Source organism: Oleisolibacter albus, from assembly GCF_003336875.1.
Taxonomy (GTDB): domain Bacteria; phylum Pseudomonadota; class Alphaproteobacteria; order Azospirillales; family Azospirillaceae; genus Niveispirillum; species Niveispirillum album.
In genome coordinates, this window is sequence record NZ_QGNJ01000004.1 from 247,118 (window position 1) to 266,392 (window position 19,275).

The window sequence follows — 19,275 nt, forward strand, 5'->3', positions numbered from 1 at the left end:
GACCGCCGGGCCGCCCGCATCCCGATCCCGTTCCGCTCCGTCCGCAAGGAAAACGGCCATGCTCGACATTTCCCTGCCGGTGTCGACGCCGCCCGGCGCCACCGCCAAGCATCTGCATCATGTCCTGGAAGCCTGCAACCAGCAGGAATGGCCGTTCCGCCATTGGCTGCTGACCCAGGTGCTGCCGGCCGATGCGGCCAAGGCCGTGCATGGCCTGCCCTGGCAGCCGCCCGCCATCGACGATACCCAGGGGCGGCGCGAGACCCACAATGCCAGCCGCCGCTTCTTCAATGCCGAGGCGCGGCAGCAGTTCGCCGTGGCCGCCGACGTGGCCGAGGCCTTGCAGCACCCGGAAACCGTGGGCCTGCTCTCCCGGCGCTGCGGCGTGGCCCTGAAGGGCTCGTTCCTGCGCATCGAATATTGCCAGGATACTGCCGGCTTCTGGCTGGAGCCGCATACCGACATCGGTGCCAAGCTGTTCACCATGCTGATCTACCTGTCCACCGAAGCGGACGCGGACCAGTGGGGGACGGACATCTATGCCGATCCGGCCAAGCCGCCGGTCGGCCGGGCCAACGCCGCCTTCAACCGCGGTCTGATCTTCGTGCCCGGCACCGACACCTGGCACGGGTTCGAGCCGCGCACCATCCGCGGCGTGCGCCGCACGCTGATCGTCAATTATGTGAAGCCGGAATGGCGTTCCCGCCACGAACTGGCTTATCCCGACCAGCCCGTGGGCTGATCCGCCCCCTTACGCCTCCACCGGCCGGGTGTCCTGCGTGCTGTCCCCGTTCACATCGCGGAAGGCACGCAGCAGCCGCATGGCCTGATGCGGGGCCTCAGCCCAGGAAGCCGGTTCGAAATCCTGGTCCAGGAAGGGGCTGATGCCCGCCCGTTGCTCCGGCGGGATGCGGTCGATGTTGGCAAAGCCCATGGTCCAGCCATCGAAGGCACGGCCGTCCGGCTGGAACTTGATCAGCGTGGTCACGTCGCGGTGGCGCGGGTCCAGACAGATGCGGCGGTACAGCGCCTGTACCAGGGCGTTCGGCCCTTCCAGCGCCTGCATGAAATAGCCGCCCTTGTACAGCAGCATGCCGGTGATGCCGTCGCGGGCGTTGTTGCTCCGCGCCTGGACCAGCAGGGCCAGCAACGCGTCATCGCTGACCGGGCCGGCCGACCGGCTGATATAGACGAGGCAAAGCAGATCATCCGCGGACATGGGGGCACACTCCGGCCGACACGGATGGCATTACAGCGCGAGAGCCAAGGACCCTGCAACCCTGCATTCGGCGCGGGCCGGCCGTCTCCGCCCCGCCTCGTCGTCCTGCGGTGCGCCTGCGCCCACCCTGTGCGGCAATGCCGCAGGGGCGCCGCTATGGGCGCCGGGCGGTGGCGGCCGCCGCCAGGGCCATGCCGCCGATGGCGCCGGCCGCCACCAGCCAGGGCGTGGTGCCGCCGCCGCGCTGGGCCCCCCCATGCACGCCCAGATCGTCGTCGGGGACATCGAACAGGTTGCCCGTCTCGGGTTTCCCCGACGGCTCCGCCTCGGCCCGCTCCACGGCGCGGCGGAAGCCCGCCTCCATCAGCCCGCCGGACAGGTCCGGGGCCAGGGCGAAGGCCAGCCGGGCCAGGCTGCTGCTGAGGCCGATGGGCAGGCGCCCGCGTGGATGCCGGGCCAGCCGGACCATGGCGCGGGCCACGCGCTCCGGCGTCTGCAACGGCCCGCCGGGCCGCAGCCGCCGGCCGGTATAGTTGGCGAAATGGCGCAGGCCCGGCGTGTCGACGAAGCTGGGATAGATGGCGGCCACCGCGATGCCGGGGTGGCGGCGCATGTCCTGGCGCAGCGCCTCGGTCAGGCCGCGCAGCCCGTACTTGGCCGCGGTATAGGCGGCGGCCATGGGCGGCGCGAACCAGGAGCCGGAGGAGCAGGTGTTGATCAGCACCCCGTGCCCCTGCTGCACGAAATAGCGCAGGACGGCATGGCTGCCGTTCAGAGCGCCGATCAGGTCCACCTCGATGACGCGGCGGTGCGCGGCCAGCGGCACCTGCTCGAACCAGCCCACGGCGCCGATGCCGGCATTGTTGATCCAGACATCGATGCCGCCGAAGTGGTCCACGGCGGTATCGACCAGCCGGCGCATGTCGGCATCGTCGGTGGCGTCGGCGGTGACGGCCACGGCCTCCGCTCCCAGCGCCCGGCATTCCGCCGCCGCCCGGTCCAGCTTCTCCGTGCCGCGGGCGGCCAGAACCAGATTGGCGCCGTCGCGGGCGAAGGCATGGGCCGTGGCCCGGCCGATCCCGCTGGAAGCGCCGACGATCACCACCGTTGCCCCGTCAAGCTGCATGGTCTCCCTCCTTATCCCGTGTCTGCGCGTCTCCCGGCAACAGGCCGGGGCACGGATCGGCACGCCCGGAACTTTGGCGACGCGGTTGCGATTGAAGGAGCAGCCCGCCCGTCCACCCCGTCTCGTTCCGGGAGTCCCGCCATGGCCGCGCGTCCGCCCGTCGACACCGCCGCGCGTTTCCTGCCGCCCTTGGGCCAGCGCAGCCTGGATCGGCTGCGGGCGGCGGCGGCCGGCTGCACCGCCTGCCCGCTGCATGCCACCGGCACCCGGACCGTATTCGGCGAGGGGCCGGAGCGGGCGCCGCTGCTGCTGGTGGGCGAACAGCCCGGCGACAGCGAGGATCTGGCCGGCCGTCCCTTCGTCGGTCCCGCCGGCCAGCTGCTGGACCGGGCCCTGGCCGAGGCGGGGATCGACCGCACGCGGACTTATGTCACCAACGCGGTGAAGCACTTCAAATGGGTGCAGCGCGGCCGCCGCCGCATCCATGAGAAGCCGGGCCGGCTGGAGGTCACGGCCTGCCTGCCCTGGCTGGAGGGCGAGATCGCGGCCCTGGCCCCCGTCGGCATCGTCTGTCTGGGGGCAACGGCGGCCCAGGCCCTGATCAGCCGCAGTTTCAAGGTCATGGCCGACCGGGGCGAGATCCTGGCCACGTCCTATGCCGGCTGGATCATGGGCACCATCCACCCGTCGGCGCTGCTGCGCATCACCGATGCCGACCAGCGGCAGGCGGCCTATGCCCGTTTCGTCGGCGATCTGGCCGCCGCGGCCCATCGGCTGGCCCGCCAGTCCGCCCATTCCGCCGCCCCTGCCCGTGCCCAGTCCACCGAAGCCGCGGCCGACGGGACCGGCCGGGCCGCGGGGTGACCGGCCGCGGGGTGACTGGCGGCGGGGGTCAGGCGCTGCAGGAGGCGCCGCCCAGCACGCAGAACTTGGCGCAGTGCGGGTGGTTCAGGGCCACGGTCGGGCGTGCCCCGGCCAGCGTCGTGCCCAGCTCGAACTGCGGGTCGTGGGGCAACAGGGTGCAGGCCACCAGGGCCGGCCGCTCGGTCCCCTTGCGCTTCACCACCATGCGGCTGGTGGCGCACATCATCTGCTCCGGGCGCTTGCCCAGGATGTCCCAGCAGCCGGTGCTGACCTCCGGCACGTCCTGGCGCGCATCCATCTCCGGGAACAGCACCAGCCGCGCCGGGTCGTCCACAGCCAGTGCCATGCCCAGCGCCGCGAACAGGCGGCCATAGCCGGCCCGCAGATCGGCCAGCCCCTCGCCGGACAGGCCGCGTCCGGCCACGGCCGGCGCGAAGCCGTTGTCGGCCAGCCAGCGCAGCCCCTTCAGCATCGGCTCCCAGGTGCGGGGGCCGCGCTCCGCCTCATGCACGGCGCGGCTGTAATGGTCCATGGAGACGCGCAGGCCCAGCCGCGCCCCGAACCGGGCCTTCAGCCGCAGCAGCGCCGCCTGATGGCGCTGCATCGGCCGCATGGCGTTGGTCAGCACCAGCAGGTGGAAGCCGGCCTCCAGCCCGTCCTCCAGGATGCCCAGGATGTCCGGGTTCATGAAGGGCTCGCCACCGGTCAGCCCGATCTCCCGCGTCGGCAGCCCCAGGGCGCGGATCTCCGCCAGATAGGATGCGGCCTCGTCCCGGCGCAGATAGGCCAGGGAGTCGTTGCGCGGGCTGGACTCGATATAGCAGTTGGCGCAGGTGATGTTGCACAGGGTGCCGGTGTTCAGCCACAGAGTCTCCAGCCGTTGCAGCGTCACCGTGGCCCTTTCCTCGCCCTTGGCGGTGCGGGCGGGGTCGCGGAACTTGGCCGGGTTCAGCGGTGTCACAGGCGGCGTTACGGGCGGTGTCACGGGCCGCTGCGGCGCGGTCGGGGGCAAAGCGGCGCGGGCAGGGGGGGCGGAAACGGCGGCGGTCATGGCGTCCCTGGTGCGGGCAGGCGGGCGTTTTTCCAAAGATAACCCGATGCCGGCCGAATGCATCCCCGCCATCGCCGGCCTCACCGTCTCGTGATGCGCCCGCGCCGGGCCAGTGGCGGGCGATCTCCCGTCACCATCGCCGGCCAATCGTGCTACCGTTGCGCTCATGTACAGCGATGTCCTGGATCTGCGTGACTTCTACGACGGCAGCCTGGGCCAGGTGGTGCGCCGCCTGATCCGCCGGCGCGTCCGCGAATTCTGGCCCGATGTCACCGGCCTGCGCGTGCTGGGGCTGGGCTACGCCACCCCCTATCTCCGCCCCTTCCGCGACGAGGCGGAGCGGGTCATGTGCCTGATGCCGGCGGGGCAGGGCGTGGTGTTCTGGCCGCATGAGGGGCCGGGTCAGGTGGCCCTGGCCGAGGAGGCGGAGCTGCCGCTGCCCGACATGTCGGTGGACCGGGTGCTGCTGATCCATGCGCTGGAATGCACCGAGGCGCTGCGCCCGATGATGCGGGAGATCTGGCGGGTCATGGCCGGCGGCGGGCGGCTGATCGTGGCGGTGCCGAACCGCCGCGGCATCTGGGCCCGCAGCGACCGCACGCCCTTCGGCCATGGCAGCCCCTTCTCGCCCTCGCAGTTGAAGCAGACCCTGCGCGCCAACATGTTCGTGCCCGAGCGTGACCAGTGCGCCCTGTTCCTCCCGCCGACCGAAAGCCGATTCGTCCTGGCCGGCGCCGGCGCGTGGGAGGAGCTGGGATCCCGCTGGTTCAAGGCCTTCGCCGGCGTCCACATGATCGAGGCGTCGAAGCAGATCTATGCCAGCGCCGGCCGGGCCAAGACGCGGGAACGCCGCCGCCTGCTGTCCCCCGCGGCCCAGCCCGTCTTCGGGCGCGTGGCGGTGGAGCACCGGGCCGGCGACCCGGACGGGTCCTGTCCCGGGGACCCCGGCGACGCTTGAGCGCGGCCGGTCAGTGCTCCCTGTCTCCGCCGCGGCCCCCGCCTCCGCCCCTGCCGGCAAGGGCGGCGCCGCCGACGATCAGGGCGCAGGCCACCGCCACCGGCCAGCCCGGCTCGGCCCGCCCGGCCAGGATCAGCAGGGCCGTGGACAAAAGCGGCGTGGCATAGCTCAACGCCCCCAGCCGCTGGATGTCGCCGCGCTTGACCCCATGGTCCCAGACGAAGAAGGCCCCGCCCACCGGCCCCAGCCCCATGGCCAGCACCGCCAGCCAGGCGACGGTCCCCTGCGGCCAGATCCGTGGCTCGAAACCCAGGTGGCACAGGCCGGCCAGCCCCGATGTCGCCAGACAGAAGAACGTCACCGCGCGGGTCGGTACGTTCCCGAAACGACGAGACAGCACGGAATAGCCGGCCCAGGTCACGGCGGCGGCCAGGGCGGCGCCATAGCCGGGCAGGGCGGCGCCCCGCAGGTCCGGACCATGACCGCCGCTGACCAGCACCAGCGTTCCCGCCAGCCCGGCGACGGCGCCCAGCAGTTGCGGCCGGCCCAGCCGCTCGCCCGGCAGCAGCCCGGCGAAGACCACGATCAGCAGCGGCCAGAGATAGTTGATGAGGTTGGCCTCCACCGCCGGGGCCGTCTGCAACGCCAGGAAATACAGGGCGTGGTACCCGAACAGCCCGCCCACCCCCAGCAGCCAGACCGGGGCGGGCTGGCGCAGGGCCGGCAGCGGGTTCTCACGGCGCAGCAGCTGCACCGCCAGCCCCAGCGTGCCGGCGATGGCGAAGGCCAGGGCCACCAGCAGGAAGGGCGGCACCGGCCCGGCCAGGGCCGTCAGCAGGGCCAGGGTGGACCAGAGCAGGATGGCGCTGCCCCCCACCAGCGTGGCCCGGCGGACGGAGGACGGATGGTGGGCCGCGCCCGCGCTCATGCGCTCCCCCTCATGGCTGGACGCCGTCCAGCGGCAGCAGCGTCTTCCCCGCCACCTTGGTGGACAGCACCATGACCGAGCGGGTGGCGCCATGGGGGGCCAGGGCGGTGATGATCCGGTCCAGATGCGGCACCGAACTGGCGGCCACCTTCAGCAGGTAGCTGTCCTCGCCAGTGACCTCGTGGCATTCCAGCACCTCGGGCGTCCCGGCGGCGAAGGCTTCCACCGCGGCATCGCGGCCGGGCAGGGCGCGGATGCGCACAAAGGCGCAGAGCCCGTACCCCAGGGCGGCATGGTTGACCTCGGCCCGGTAGCCCTGTATCAGCCCCGCATGTTCCAGGCGCCGGACCCGTTCGGCCACCGCCGGCGGCGTCAGCCCCACCTGGCGGGCCAGATCGGTGAAGGATTGCCGTGCATCGGTCTGCAGCGCCGCAAGCAGCTGCCGGCCGATGGGATCGAGAAGGTCGGATGTGGGGCGCCCGGTCATGGCGTCGCATCCTAACGATGTTGGTCGGTTTCCGCTATTCCGGCGCCGCCCGGCGCTGGCAGAGTGCGTCGCCTGTCCGGACGGAGTCGCTGTTTTTGCTGGAAGATCTGGGAATTCTCTGGCGCGGGCTGGTGCTGGGGGTGGTCATCGCCGCACCGGTCGGACCCATCGGCCTTCTGTGTATCCGCCGCACGCTGGAGCGGGGCCTGTCCACCGGGCTGGCCACTGGCGTCGGTGCGGCCATGGCCGATGCCCTGTTCAGCGCCATCGCCGCCTTCGGTGTCACCGCGGTGATCGACCTCCTGACCGGCCATGTGCGCGAGCTGCGCCTGATCGGTGGTGTCTTCCTGCTGGCGGTGGCCGTTCACAGCTTCCTGCGCGAGCCCAAGCCGCTGGCGAAGGAGCCGGTGGCGGGCAATCTGTTCGCGGCGGCCGTCACCGGCCTGGGGCTCACCTTCACCAATCCGGTGACCATCCTCGGCATCTTCGCCGTCATCGCCGGCTTCGGCGCCACTCCCAGCCCCGGCGCGGCCGGCACCCTGGTGGCCGGCATCTTCCTGGGTTCGCTCTGCTGGTGGACCGTGCTGTCCGGCGGCATCACCCTGATCCGGCACCGCGTCACCGTGCGCACGGTCCACTGGATCAATGTGGGCACCGGCGTGCTGCTGGCGGCGCTGGGCCTCTGGGCCCTGGCCGGGGTTCTGCTGGTGTAACGGCCGTGATCGGTCCCGCCCGCGATGCGCCATAGCAAACGGCCCCGGGGATCGCTCCCCGGGGCCGTTTTTTGCCAGGGCCGTGGACGGATCAGCCGGCGGCCAGCGCGTCCTCGGCGTCCAGCACGGTGGCGACGGCATGGACCACGGCGGCGATGCGCACCGTGTCCTGCACATTCTCCTTGGTCGCGCCCTTGGCCAGCACTTCGCGCTCATGGGCGTCGATGCACATGCCGCAGCCATTGACGGCGCTGGCGGCCAGCGACCACAGCTCGAAATCCACCTTGGGCGCGCCGGGATTGGCGATGATGTTCATGCGCAGCTTCGCCGGCATCTTGCCGTACTCCTCGTTGGAGGAGAGGTGGACGAAGCGGTAATAGATGTTGTTCATGCCCATGATGGCGGCCGCAGCCTTGGCGGCGGTCAGCACGGCCTCGTCCAGATGGGCCTTGGCCTCGGCCACGATGGCGGCGGTCACCTCGGCATTGCGGCTGGCGATGGCGGCGGCCACGGCCGTGCCCCAGGCCTGCTGCGGCGACAGGGACGAGGTGGTGATGACCGACCCGATGTTCAGCCTCAGGTCCTTGGCATAGTCGGGCAGGCGCGACTTCAGGGCGTCGATGGACATCGGTCCTCTCCGGGGTCAGTGAAACGGACGGGAAATGGCGGCCGGGGGAACCACGGCCGGACGGGAAACCGCACGCGGGAACGGACTTCAGGTGGGAAGCCACCGTCCATTCGGCAATGGCAACCCGCGCGCGGCATGGGGCGCGCCGGTCACAACGCGCACGGGCACAGGGTCTGCCTGCATCGCGGTGGCCCCTGGATACGGGCCGGTTTCCGGCGGCAGTCCAGCAGATGCCGGCTGGCGGCGGCGGTCACAGCCGCCCTGCGGCGGGGCAGGAACCGCTATCCGGGGTGCGCCCCGGATAGCGGGGACATGCGCGGCGGGCGCCTGGCGGGGGGAATGCGGCGCCCGCCGCGGGAAGATCACCTGACGTTGGGGAGATCAGGCGACCTTCAGAACCTCTTCACCCTTCTGCCAGTTGCAGGGGCAAAGCTCGTCGGTCTGCAGGGCGTCCAGGGTGCGCAGCACCTCGGCCACGTTGCGGCCGACCGACAGGTCGTGCACGGAGGCGAAGCGGATGATGCCCTCCGGATCGACGATGAAGGTGGCGCGGAGCGCGACGCCCTCGGTCTTGTGCAGGATGCCCAGGTCGGTGCTCAGCTCGCGCTTCAGGTCGGCCAGCATCGGGAAGGGCAGGTCCTTCAGGTCGGCATGGTTGTTGCGCCAGGCCAGGTGCACGAACTCGCTGTCGATGGAGGCGCCCAGCACCTGGGTGTCACGGTCGGCGAACTCGCCATTGGCCTTGCCGAAGGCGGCGATCTCGGTCGGGCAGACGAAGGTGAAATCCTTCGGCCAGAAGAACACGACCAGCCACTTGCCCTTGTAGGTGTCGTTGTTGATGTCCGCGAAGGCGGACTTCGGGTCGGTGGACACGACGGCCTTCAGATTGAAAGCCGGGAACTTGTCGCCAACGGTCAGCATGCTATAGCTCCAGTTTCGCTTAGCGGTTGGATTTCGGTCGGGTCGTTTTTCCACAGGGCTTGCCGCGGGGCGCACCCAGGGGGGCGTGCCCGGCGGGCCGCCTTGAACGGTTCCAAAAATGCCAACATCCCTTTGATATTTCCAATCGTATCTTCCGACTGTCGTAATAGGAATCCCCGATGATCCCGGCAAATGTGACGGTGCGGCAGCTGCGCTATCTGGTGGCCCTGGCGGATACGCTGCATTTCGGGCGCGCCGCCGCCGCCTGCCATGTCAGCCAGCCCAGCCTGTCGGCCCAGATCCAGCAGCTGGAGGACGCGCTGGGCACCGGCCTGGTGGAGCGCACCAAGCACCGGGTGCTGCTGACCCCCGCCGGGGAGGATGCGGTGCGCCGCGCCCGCGACATTCTGGCGCGGCTGGACGACCTGTCGCAGGCGGTGCGGGCCGCCGGGCGGCCCCTGTCCGGCGTGCTGCGGCTGGGGGTGATCCCCACGGTCGGGCCTTATCTGCTGCCGCGGGTGCTGCCTACCCTGCGCGGGGCCTATCCCGAGCTGAAGCTCTACCTGCGCGAGGATCTGACCGAGCGGCTGCTGGACCGGCTGCGGGGTGGCGACCTCGATGCCGCCCTGCTGGCCCTGCCGCTGGCGGAAAGCTGGCTCGACCAGGCGGAGGTCTATGACGAGCCCTTCCTGGTGGCGCTGCCGCCGGGCCACCGGCTGGCGGCCCGGACGGCGCTGACCGAGTCCGACCTGCGTGGCGAATCGCTGCTGCTGCTGGAGGACGGGCACTGCTTCCGCGACCAGGCCCTGCATGTCTGCCATCTGGCCGGGGCCGCCGAATCGGACGGGTTCGCCGCCACCTCGCTGGCCACGCTGATGGAGATGGTGGCCGGCGGCCTGGGTCTGACCCTGGTGCCGGCCCTGGCCGCACCGGCGCCGGGGCCGGGGACCGGCGTCACCATCCGCCCCTTCGCCGCACCGCAGCCCTCGCGCACCATGGCCCTGGTCTGGCGCCGCGGCTCTCCCCGCGCCGACGACCTCGCCCGCATCGCCGAGGTGCTGCGCGACTGCCTGCCCGACGGGCTGCGCCGGGCGAAGGCCGCTGCGGCTGGCATGGCCCGCTGACACCGCCGGCGCTTCTGCGCCGGCGTCAGTAGTCCCACTCCACCTGCACGCCGACCTGGCTCTCGGTGCCGACCTCGCCGCGGGCCTTGATATGGTCGGTGATGCCGTATTCCACCGTGGCCTTGCTCTGGCCGGTGCCCAGCTCCTGCTCCACGCCGACATAGACCTTGCTGCCGATGTAGCGGCCGGCGGCGACGGTGCCCAGCCCTTCGCCGGTCTCGCTGCTGCGGATCTCCAGCCGGTCCACGCCCAGCGAGCGTTTGACATTGTCCATCAGGCCGGGGCCGCCGCCGATCAGTCCCGTCAGCTGGGCGGCGCTCTGGGCCAGCTGCACCGCCTCGAACGCCGACAGCTGGCCGGCGCCGCGGTTGAACAGCAGCCGGGCCAGCACCTCGTCCTCGGGATAGGCGGGGTTGGAGGACAGGCGCACCACGGGCTTCGATGGCCGGCCCTCCACATCGATGATGGCGGTCAGGTCGCCGCGCTGGGTCGTGGCCTCGATGTCCAGCGCCGGCTCCAGCGTGCCGTCGCCGAGGAAGGTGAAGCTGGCGCGCGACAGGCTGAAGGTCTGGCCCAGCACCGCCGCCTCGCCCTTGACCAGGGTGACGGCGCCGCTGACGAGCGGCTGCTCGGCCGTGCCGCGGACCTGCAGATCGGCCTTGAATTCGGCGTCCAGCCCGCGGCCCTGCACATAGATCTGGTTGGGGGCGGTCACGTCCAGTTGCAGCGCCACTACCATGCCCGGCCCGGCGGAGCGGTCCTCGTCCACCGCCTGGCCGGCACGGGCGCCGGCCGTCCGTGCCGGGGCCGGGGGCAGGCGGCCGGGCGCCAGCCGCTCGGCGCCACGCGGGCGCTGTTGCGGCTGGTTGACCTCCTGCACCGTGAGATCGGCCACCGAGGCCGGCAGCCGGTCGGGGATGTTCACCCGCGCCTGGCTGACCGTGGCCTGACCGGCCACCAGAACGTCGCGGAAGCTGCCGGCCACGCTGACATCGGCATCGGCGGTGGCGGTGACCAGGTCGGTCTGGGCCACCCGCGCCTTGTCGGCCCGCAGGCGCAGGTCGATCTGGCGGTCACCGAAGGCCGGGTTGAAGCGGATGGCGCCCTCCAGGGCCACGCGCCCGTCGCCGGGGGTGCTGCCGTGCAGGTCCTGCACCACCAGCCCGTCGGGGCCGCCGGCCAGGGTGCCAGTGATGGCGGTGACGCGGGTGCCCCATTGCTGGTTCTCATAGGACGCCTCGATCAGGCGCACCGTGCCGGCCAGGCGCTGGTCGGCCATGCTCCCCTCCAGCCGCAGGGCCACGGCCATGCGCCCGCCCAGCCGGTCGCCGGTGGTGGCCAGCAGATCGTTCAGCCGCACCAGCTCCACCGTGCCGTCCAGCCGGCCGTTGACGGGGCGGTCCGGCGGCAGGGCGAAGGCCAGCGGCCCGCCGGCCAGCACCAGCGGCAGCCCGACATGGCCGTTGAGGTCGACACCGCCGCCCTGGGCCTCGGCCTTCAGATCGGCCTCGACCCGGCCGTCGCGCCAGACCGCATTCATGCTGGCCCCCAGGGCGCTGGGGCCGGCCTGGCTTTCCGGGGCCAGCCGGAACCGGGTCAGGCGCAGCGACGCCTCGCCGCGCGGGGCGGCCACGCTGCCGTCCAGCCGGGCATTGCCGTTCAGCTCGCCCTCCAGCGTCAGGGTCGGGTCGATCAGCTGGGCCCAGGCCAGCGGCACCCGCACCAGCTCGGCCTGGGCCTGCAACCGGCGCTGGCTCAGCTCGGCGCTGACGGCCACGCGGCTGTCGCCGGACACCAGGGTCAGCCCCTGCACCTGGATCTGGTCGCCGCCGAAGCCCAGCCTGGCCGGCTGGGCCAGCTGGAAACGGGTGTCGTCGATGCTGCCGCTGAAGCGTTGCAGCGCCAGGGTGGTCAGTGCCTTGTCCCGGCCCAGCGTGCCGGCGGCCGACAGGCTGATCGGCCGGCCGTTGCTGCCGCTCAGCTCCAGGCCCAGCGCCGCATTGGTCAGCGGACCGCGGGCCGTGGCCTCCACCCGTTCCAGCCGCAGCCCGGCGGCGAAGCCGTTGGCGGCCTGGGCCCGCAGATCCAGGGTCGGCGTGCCCAGCAGGTCGGTGATGCGCCCGCCCAGGGTCAGGCGCTGAAGGCGCTGGGCGCGCATGTCGGCCCGGTGCTCCAGCCCGGTGGCGCCCACCTCCAGGATGACGGTCTGGCGTCCGCCCGGTGCCTCCAGCCGGATCTCGGCCGTGGCCTCGCCGGACAGGCGCTGCCCCGCCAGCTCGCCGATGGCGGCCAGATCGGGCAGGGCGGCGGACAGGGCGCCGCTGGCGGTGCCCGTCGCCAGATCGGCCGCCAGCCGGCCGCTGACCCGGTTCTCCCCGATCCGCAGCAGCAGATCCTCCAGCGTCAGGTCCCGCGCCCCGCTGGCCAGCCGCGCCTCCAGCCGCACCGGCCGTTGCGACAGGGCGGTGTCTGCGGTGATCCGGCCCTTCGGCGCCCGCGGCACCTCGGTCAGCTCGGCGGTCAGCCGTGCGTCCCCCAGCCGGCGGCCGCCGATGTCCAGCCCGGTGCCGGTCAGGGTGCCGGTGACGGCCAGCGCCTCCAGCGGCCCCTCGGCCCGCAGCTCCAGCGTGGCGCTGCCGGCCATGGGCTGCCGCAGGGCCGGGGCCAGCGGCGCCAGATCGGGCAGGGTGGCGCGGCTGCTGGCGCGCAGCCGGTCCCCCTCCAGGCTGGCCTCGCCGTCGATGGTGGCATGGGGGCTGGTCAGCCTCAGGTCGTGCAGGCGCAGCGCGCCGCCGCTCTCCACCGTGCCGGTCAGCCGGGTCTCCGCCCCCAGCAGCGCGTCGGCGGCGGCGATGCCGACCCCCAGCCTGCGCCCGCTGGCGTCGATGCGGGCGGTCAGCGTGTCGTCCTGCCGCGTCAGGCCGATCTCGGCCGTCACGGCGCCGCGCAGGTCGCGCCCGGCCCCATTGGGTCCGGCCAGTCTGGACAGGGGGGCCAGATCGGCGGCGTCCAGGCGCAGCGTGGCCTCGGCCCGCCGGCCCCAGTCGCGCAGGGTGCCGCTGCCGCCCAGGTCCAGGGCGGCGGCGTCCAGGGCCAGCCGCCCGATCTCCACCACCGCGTCGTCGCTGCGCACCAGCGCCTCCAGCGACAGCACGGGAGCCGGCCCCAGCAGCCCGGCCAGGGCCGGGTCGCCCGCCAGCGGCTGCTCCAGCACCGCCTCCGCCGTCACCGCCATGCGCTCGCGCCCGCCCTGGGGCACGGCCCTGGCCGTCAGGGTCAGCCTGTCCGCGCCATAGGACTGAACTGTGGGGGCCTGGATTTCCAGGCTGCTGACGAACTGCGGCGCTTTGCTGGTGCCCTGGACCTGGAGTTCCAGCCGTCCGCTGCGGAAGCCCGGCTGGGCCAGCACCTGATGCAGGGCGGAATTCTCCGGCGCCTCGAACACCAGACCCAGATTGAGGGCGTCGGTCTGCAGCGCATATTCGCCGCCGCCATACAGCCGCCCGGCGGCCACGGTGAAGCCGACGCCGTCCAGGGCGATGCGCTCGCCGGGCACGATCAGCCCGCCGGCGCCGAAGGCCACCTCCGGCCCGGCCAGCGTGTTCAGCGGTGCCGGCAGCAGGGCCTGGATGTCGCCAGTGCCCTCCAGGCCGAAGCTGAAGCGGTCGGCGGTGGGGCGGATGCGGGCCTCGGCCGTGGCATGGACCACGTCGCCGGCCCGGGCGGCCAGCCGCCCGGTCCAGTCGGTCAGCGGCCCGGACCCCGTCAGGGTCACCGTCACCGGCGGGCGGCCGGGGATCTGCAGCAGGTCGGCCACCAGCCCGCCCACCGGCTCCTCCAGCGTCAGGTTCAGCGCCAGGCTGTCCTGGGGCACATAGGTGGCGTCCAGCACGGCGGTGCCGGGCATGTCGTCGGTGCGGGCGGCATTCAGGCGCACATGGCCGCCCGGCCGGCCGGCGGGGATCTCGGCCGCGCCCTCGGCCTTGCCCATGGCCGGGCGGCCGCCGGCCAGCGCCGCTCCCAGCTCGATGCGCGGCAGGTCCAGCCGCTCCAGGTCCACCGCCACCGGCAGGCGGAACGGCGTATCGTCCTCGGGTTGCGGCGTGTCCGGGCTTTCCGGGGTGCGGGCCACGGCCACGCGGTCGGCGGCCAGCCGGTTGATCTCCAGCGTGCGCGTCAGCAGGGCCAGCGGCGACCAGTCCAGCGCCGCCCCCTCCACTGTCAGCCACACGCCCCGGGCGTCGGCCAGGGTGATGCGGTCGATGCGCAGGTCGAACAGCGATCCGCTGTCCCCCTCGATGGTCAGGCCGGGCACGGCGGTCCGGGCCTGGGCCAGCACGAAGCCGCGGCCGCTGCCGGTGGACAGCCAGGCCATGGCCCCCAGGACCAGCAGCAGCGTCAGCGCCAGCAGCCCGCCCAGGATATAAAGGGTGACGCTGACGGGATGGGGCAGGCGGCGGCCGCCCGTTTCGGGCGCGGTATCCGGTCGGCTGTCGGTCATGGCGTCCCCCGGTCGGTGGGCGAAGGCGGTGTGCGTCGGGGCAGCAGGGTGCGGTAATGCGGCATCGCCATGGCGGTCCCCTCAGAAGGCCTGGCCGATGCTGACATAAAGCTGGAACGCGCTGTCGCCGCTGCGCTTGTTCAGCGGTACGGCCGCGTCCACCCGGATCGGCCCGATGGGCGTGTAGTAACGGGCGCCCAGCCCGGCGCCGTAGCGCAGCCCCGCGCCCAGGGTCGGGTATTCCGTCTCATAGACATTGCCGGCATCGAGGAAGGCGACGACACCGATATTCTCCGCCACCTTGAAGCGCAGCTCGGTGCTGGCCTCGAACAGGGACAGGCCGCCGCGCGGGTCGCCCTCGGCGTCGCGTGGCCCCACATCCTGATAGCCGTAACCGCGGATGGAGCCGCCGCCGCCGGCATAGAAGCGCTTGTCCGCCGGCACATTCAACAGCCCGCCGCCGACGATGGCACCATAGACGGCGCGTCCGGCCAGCACGAAATCATCCTCCGCATCCAGCCCCAGATAGGCGGTGCCGCCGACACGGGCGATGGTGAAGCTGGAACTGTCGCCCAGCGCCGCCCAATAGGGTGTGGCGGCGGCGTTCAGCCGCCAGCCCGCCGTGGGGTTCAGCAGGTCGTTGCTGCGGTCGATGGTCAGCGCCGCCGGGATGCCCAGCAGGGTGTTGCTGGTGGTCTGCTCGTTCTCGATGATGCGCGACTGTTCCAGCGTGGCGCCCAGGCTGGCGGTGATGCCATGGGCCAGCGGCCGCTCCACCACGCTGGTCAGCACCAGGGCCTTGCGGCGATAGGCGTCCGGGCGTTCGGAGATGGCCTGGGCCGACAGGGTCAGGGCCTGGCGCCGGGACAGGAAGTCCGGCTCGCGGTAGGTGGCGGCCAGGGTATAGTCGTACTGGCCGGGATCGGTGGTGCTGTTGCGGCCGATGCCGTCCACCGCCGCCGACAGGCGGAAGCGCTCGGCCCCGCCCAGCAGGTTGCGGTGGCCCCAATAGGCGTTGCCGCCGAACCCGTCCTCGGTGCCGTATTTCAGGCCGAAGCCCACGAAGCGCATCTCGCGCTCCTGCACGTCCACCTGCACCGGGGCGCGGCCGTCGGCGTCCACCTGCTCGCCCAGCCGCACGCGCACGCTGGAAAACACCTCCAGATCGGCCAGGGCCTGCCGGTAATCTTCCAGCAGCGACGGCTTGTAGGGATCGCCGATCTTGAAATCGCGGCGGCGGCGGACGGCCCGTTCCTCCACCTGCTGCAGCCCGTTGACCTGGATGCGGCCGATATGGACCTCCGGCCCGGGATCGACGCGATAGGTCACGTCCATGCCGCGGGTGGCATGGTCGACCACCAGCTGCCGGTCGATCACGCGGGCGAAGGCGCGGCTGCGCTCGGCCAGCCGGGCGGGGACGCGGCCCTCGGCGTCCAGCACGGCCTGGCCGGTGGCCGGACTGCCCACGGCCAGTCCCAGGTCCGCCGCCGTCACCAGCCCTTCCGGCAAGGGATTGCCGTCCGGATCGGTCAGGGTGACGCTGCTGATGCTGTAGCGCGGCCCCGGCTCCACGGCGATGGCGACCTTGGCCGGGCTTTGGCCGACATCCACATCGATGTCCAGCACGGCGTCGAAATAGCCCTCCGACCGCAGGGCGGCGGCCAGCCGCTCGCGGTCGGCCTCGGCCCGGCGCCGCAGTCCCAGCGGCGAGGGCGGGGGGCTTTCCCGCAGCCCCACCAGGCGCGACACGTCGCTGAGCCGCGTCTCCAGCCCGCCCTCGGCGCCGCTGATCTCCACGGTGTAGGGCGTGTCCTGTGCCCTGGCCGGCGGTGGGGCAAGGACAGACAGGCCGACAACGGTGGCAAGAAGGAGGGAACGCAAGCGCATGTTCTGTCTGACGCGGCCCGTGCGGGAAGGATCGGCTGTCGCCACGATACAGGGCCGACCCTCCGGGGTGAACGTTTCATCACCAATCCCCGGGCCGCCAAGAGTAACGGCAAAGCCGGCGCTGTCATCCCGCGGGCGGGGTACCCCTGTCGTTTCCGTCCGCGCCGGCTCCGGCCGGCGGGTATGCGCTCTTGTCCCGTAAATGCAACGCTGCCCCCCCATGTCCGGGACTTTGCGCGCTGGACCGCCATCGCTATATTGCGCCGCGTCAAGACAGGCCCGGCTTCCTTCCCCGCATGGGAAAGTTGCCGGGCGTTTTTCATGCGCGCATCCCGGGCCGACGGGCGGCCCCAAGTGGCGGCGCGCCGAGGGTACAAAGGTCGTCCCATGGAATTGCGCAATATCGCCATCATCGCCCACGTCGACCACGGCAAGACCACGCTGGTCGACATGCTGCTGAAACAGTCCGGCACCTTCCGCGAAAACCAGCAGGTCGCCGAACGCGCCATGGACAGCAACGACCTGGAGCGTGAGCGCGGCATCACCATCCTGGCCAAGTGCACCTCGGTGGTGTGGAACAATGTCCGCATCAACATCGTGGACACGCCGGGCCACGCCGATTTCGGCGGCGAGGTGGAGCGTATCCTCAACATGGTGGACGGCGTCTGCCTGCTGGTGGACAGCGCCGAAGGCCCGCTGCCGCAGACCAAGTTCGTGCTGGGCAAGGCGCTGAAGCTGGGCATGCGCCCCATGGTCGTCGTCAACAAGATCGACCGCCAGGACGCCCGCCCCGACGAGGTTCATAACGAGATCTTCGACCTGTTCGCCTCGCTGGATGCCAGCGACGAGCAGCTGGATTTCCCCACCCTGTTCGCCTCGGGCCGTAACGGCTGGGCCGTGGTCGATCTCAACGACGAGCGCAAGGACCTGACCCCGCTGTTCGAACTGATCGTGCGCCATGTGCCGGCGCCGAAGGTGGACAGCGCCGATGCGCCCTTCACCATGCTGGCCACCACGCTGGAGGCGAACCCCTATCTGGGCCGCATCCTCACCGGCCGCATCCAGTCCGGCCGCGTCAAGACCAACATGGCCATCAAGGCCCTGACCCGCGACGGCAAGCTGATCGAGCAGGGCCGCGCCTCGAAGGTGCTGGCCTTCCGCGGGCTGGAGCGCGTGCCGGTGGATGAGGCCGAGGCGGGTGACATCATCGCCCTGGCCGGCCTGACCAAGGCCACCGTGGCCGACACCATCTGCGAGATGGCGGTGGAGCAGGCCCTGCCGGCCCAGCCGATCGACCCGCCGACCCTGGCCATGACCTTCTCGGTCAATGACAGCCCGCTGGCGGGCCGCGAGGGCGACAAGGTCACCAGCCGCATGATCCGCGACCGTCTGTTCCGCGAGGCCGAGGGCAATGTGGCCCTGCGCATCCGGGAGACGGACAGTGCCGACGCCTACGAGGTGGCCGGCCGTGGCGAACTGCAGCTGGGCATCCTGATCGAGACCATGCGCCGCGAGGGCTTCGAGCTGTCCATCAGCCGTCCCCGCGTGGTCATGAAGACCGATACCACCAGCGGTCAGCGCCTGGAGCCGATCGAAGAGGTGGTGATCGATGTGGACGAGGAGTTCTCCGGCGTCGTCGTCCAGAAGCTCAACGAGCGCAAGGGCGAGATGCTGGAGATGAAGCCGTCGGGCGCCGGCAAGGTCCGTCTGGTGTTCCATGTGCCGTCGCGCGGTCTGATCGGCTATCAGGGCGAGTTCCTGACCGATACCCGCGGCACCGGCGTCATCAACCGCCTGTTCCACGACTACGCCCCCTTCAAGGGCCCGATCCCCGGCCGCCGCAACGGCGTGCTGATCTCCAACTCCGATGGCGAGGCCGTGGCCTACGCCCTGTGGAACCTGGAGGATCGCGGTCCGATGATGATCGAGCCGGGCTGGAAGGTCTATGAGGGCATGATCGTCGGCGAGCACACCCGCGAGAACGATCTGGAAGTGAACGTCCTCAAGGGCAAGAAGCTGACCAACATCCGCACCACCAGCAAGGACGAGGCCGTGGTCCTGACCCCGCCCATCCGCATGACGCTGGAAAAGGCTCTGTCCTACATCCAGGACGACGAGCTGGTGGAGGTCACGCCGAAGTCCATCCGCCTGCGCAAGAAGCTGCTGGACCCGAACGACCGCAAGCGCGCCGAGCGCGCCGCCGAAGCCAGCTGATCGCCGGCCGGACTGTCGTCAGGCAAACCCCCGTCCCGCCAGGGACGGGGGTTTTTCTTTGCCGATACCCTGGTGTGGCCCCGGCATGCGCGCGCCCGTCCCGCAGGGCTTTTCCCGCATCGTTCCCGCGAAGGCGGGACCCCGGGATCGGGCGCGCAATGGCCTTGGATGCTCCGCCTTTGCGGAGGATTGGCGGTGTGACCGCCAGACAGCCGAAGGACACGGATCGGCCTGTCCCTCCGCCTCCGTCCGCGGTCCAGATCGCCTGCGGGTCCGTCGTGCTTGTTCATTTGACCAAAGTCCTATTTTCATGCTTCGCTGCACTCATCCGCACCGCCGGGTGCAGGGGTCTTGGACAGCGTGAACATAACAAAGCCAGACGCTAACGCGACGGACTCCCGCACGGAAAAATCCGTCACCTTTGTCACTTTAAGGAAAATAATCCTTTATTTTCAGGGGCGTGCCAGGCGACGCCCGTCACCTTAAGCGTCACCTTTGGTCGCCTTAACGTCGCCTTTCGTCACCTTAAGCGTCGCGTCATGTCGCCTTAACGTCGCCTTTGGGATGCGCCGGTCGCCATGGTCCGGGCTGGCCGTTCCGGCCCGGCGCCCCGGCGCCGGCTGCGGTCCTGCGCGCGGACGCGCCAGGATGCGG

15 protein-coding genes are annotated in these 19,275 nt (G+C 71.5%); 6 read left to right on the plus strand and 9 right to left on the minus strand.

The genetic code is table 11. The features are described from left to right. Positions 1 to 58 precede the first annotated feature (58 nt). On the plus strand, positions 59 to 742 hold the full coding sequence (locus DK368_RS07705; RefSeq protein ID WP_240002385.1) for a 2OG-Fe(II) oxygenase: 684 nt from the start codon (positions 59 to 61) through the stop codon (positions 740 to 742). Between the two features lie 9 nt (positions 743 to 751). On the opposite strand, the gene DK368_RS07710 is transcribed toward DK368_RS07705, so the two are convergent. Continuing rightward, positions 752 to 1,219, minus strand: a complete 468-nt coding sequence (locus DK368_RS07710) for a BLUF domain-containing protein (protein WP_114393344.1) — start codon at positions 1,217 to 1,219, stop codon at positions 752 to 754. Positions 1,220 to 1,373: 154 nt separating this feature from the next. Continuing rightward, positions 1,374 to 2,345: an SDR family oxidoreductase gene (locus DK368_RS07715; RefSeq protein ID WP_114393345.1), complete on the minus strand. Its 972-nt coding sequence runs from the start codon at positions 2,343 to 2,345 to the stop codon at positions 1,374 to 1,376. A 141-nt stretch (positions 2,346 to 2,486) separates the two neighbouring features. Between DK368_RS07715 and DK368_RS07720 the strand changes: the two genes are divergently transcribed. Further along, positions 2,487 to 3,209 carry a UdgX family uracil-DNA binding protein gene (locus tag DK368_RS07720; protein WP_114393346.1) on the plus strand — a complete coding sequence of 241 codons (723 nt, stop codon included), beginning with the start codon at positions 2,487 to 2,489 and terminating at the stop codon, positions 3,207 to 3,209. A 28-nt stretch (positions 3,210 to 3,237) separates the two neighbouring features. Here the strand turns inward: DK368_RS07720 and DK368_RS07725 are convergent, their stop codons facing one another. After that, a complete protein-coding gene (locus DK368_RS07725; RefSeq protein WP_240002386.1) occupies positions 3,238 to 4,194 on the minus strand; it encodes a radical SAM protein in 957 nt (318 codons plus the stop codon). A gap of 232 nt (positions 4,195 to 4,426) precedes the next feature. On the opposite strand from DK368_RS07725, the gene DK368_RS07730 reads away from it, so the two are divergent. After that, complete coding sequence (locus tag DK368_RS07730) at positions 4,427 to 5,218, plus strand: class I SAM-dependent methyltransferase (protein ID WP_114393348.1); 792 nt, start codon at positions 4,427 to 4,429, stop codon at positions 5,216 to 5,218. A 10-nt stretch (positions 5,219 to 5,228) separates the two neighbouring features. On the opposite strand, the gene yddG is transcribed toward DK368_RS07730, so the two are convergent. Both yddG and DK368_RS07740 read right to left on the minus strand, forming a co-directional pair. Further along, the gene (yddG, locus tag DK368_RS07735; protein ID WP_114393349.1) at positions 5,229 to 6,146 is read right to left on the minus strand and encodes an aromatic amino acid exporter YddG; all 918 of its coding nucleotides are present in this window, start codon (positions 6,144 to 6,146) and stop codon (positions 5,229 to 5,231) included. Between the two features lie 10 nt (positions 6,147 to 6,156). Further along, positions 6,157 to 6,633 carry an Lrp/AsnC family transcriptional regulator gene (locus DK368_RS07740; protein WP_114393350.1) on the minus strand — a complete coding sequence of 159 codons (477 nt, stop codon included), beginning with the start codon at positions 6,631 to 6,633 and terminating at the stop codon, positions 6,157 to 6,159. 17 nt (positions 6,634 to 6,650) lie between these two features. On the opposite strand from DK368_RS07740, the gene DK368_RS07745 reads away from it, so the two are divergent. Beyond that, complete coding sequence (locus DK368_RS07745; RefSeq protein ID WP_240002387.1) at positions 6,651 to 7,346, plus strand: LysE/ArgO family amino acid transporter; 696 nt, start codon at positions 6,651 to 6,653, stop codon at positions 7,344 to 7,346. 91 nt (positions 7,347 to 7,437) lie between these two features. Here DK368_RS07745 and ahpD read toward each other — a convergent pair whose 3' ends face one another. Both ahpD and DK368_RS07755 read right to left on the minus strand, forming a co-directional pair. Continuing rightward, on the minus strand, positions 7,438 to 7,974 hold the full coding sequence (ahpD, locus tag DK368_RS07750; RefSeq protein ID WP_114393351.1) for an alkylhydroperoxidase, AhpD family: 537 nt from the start codon (positions 7,972 to 7,974) through the stop codon (positions 7,438 to 7,440). A 381-nt stretch (positions 7,975 to 8,355) separates the two neighbouring features. Beyond that, positions 8,356 to 8,895 carry a peroxiredoxin gene (locus tag DK368_RS07755; RefSeq protein ID WP_114393352.1) on the minus strand — a complete coding sequence of 180 codons (540 nt, stop codon included), beginning with the start codon at positions 8,893 to 8,895 and terminating at the stop codon, positions 8,356 to 8,358. 179 nt (positions 8,896 to 9,074) lie between these two features. Between DK368_RS07755 and DK368_RS07760 the strand changes: the two genes are divergently transcribed. Next, positions 9,075 to 10,019: a LysR substrate-binding domain-containing protein gene (locus DK368_RS07760; protein WP_193552264.1), complete on the plus strand. Its 945-nt coding sequence runs from the start codon at positions 9,075 to 9,077 to the stop codon at positions 10,017 to 10,019. 25 nt (positions 10,020 to 10,044) lie between these two features. Here the strand turns inward: DK368_RS07760 and DK368_RS07765 are convergent, their stop codons facing one another. Both DK368_RS07765 and DK368_RS07770 read right to left on the minus strand, forming a co-directional pair. Further along, positions 10,045 to 14,520, minus strand: coding sequence for a translocation/assembly module TamB domain-containing protein (locus tag DK368_RS07765; protein ID WP_114393353.1), 4,476 nt, complete (start codon positions 14,518 to 14,520; stop codon positions 10,045 to 10,047). A gap of 81 nt (positions 14,521 to 14,601) precedes the next feature. Then, positions 14,602 to 16,407: an autotransporter assembly complex protein TamA gene (locus tag DK368_RS07770; RefSeq protein WP_155524513.1), complete on the minus strand. Its 1,806-nt coding sequence runs from the start codon at positions 16,405 to 16,407 to the stop codon at positions 14,602 to 14,604. Between the two features lie 387 nt (positions 16,408 to 16,794). Between DK368_RS07770 and typA the strand changes: the two genes are divergently transcribed. Continuing rightward, positions 16,795 to 18,621: a translational GTPase TypA gene (typA, locus tag DK368_RS07775; RefSeq protein WP_114393355.1), complete on the plus strand. Its 1,827-nt coding sequence runs from the start codon at positions 16,795 to 16,797 to the stop codon at positions 18,619 to 18,621. The last annotated feature ends 654 nt before the right edge of the window (positions 18,622 to 19,275 follow it).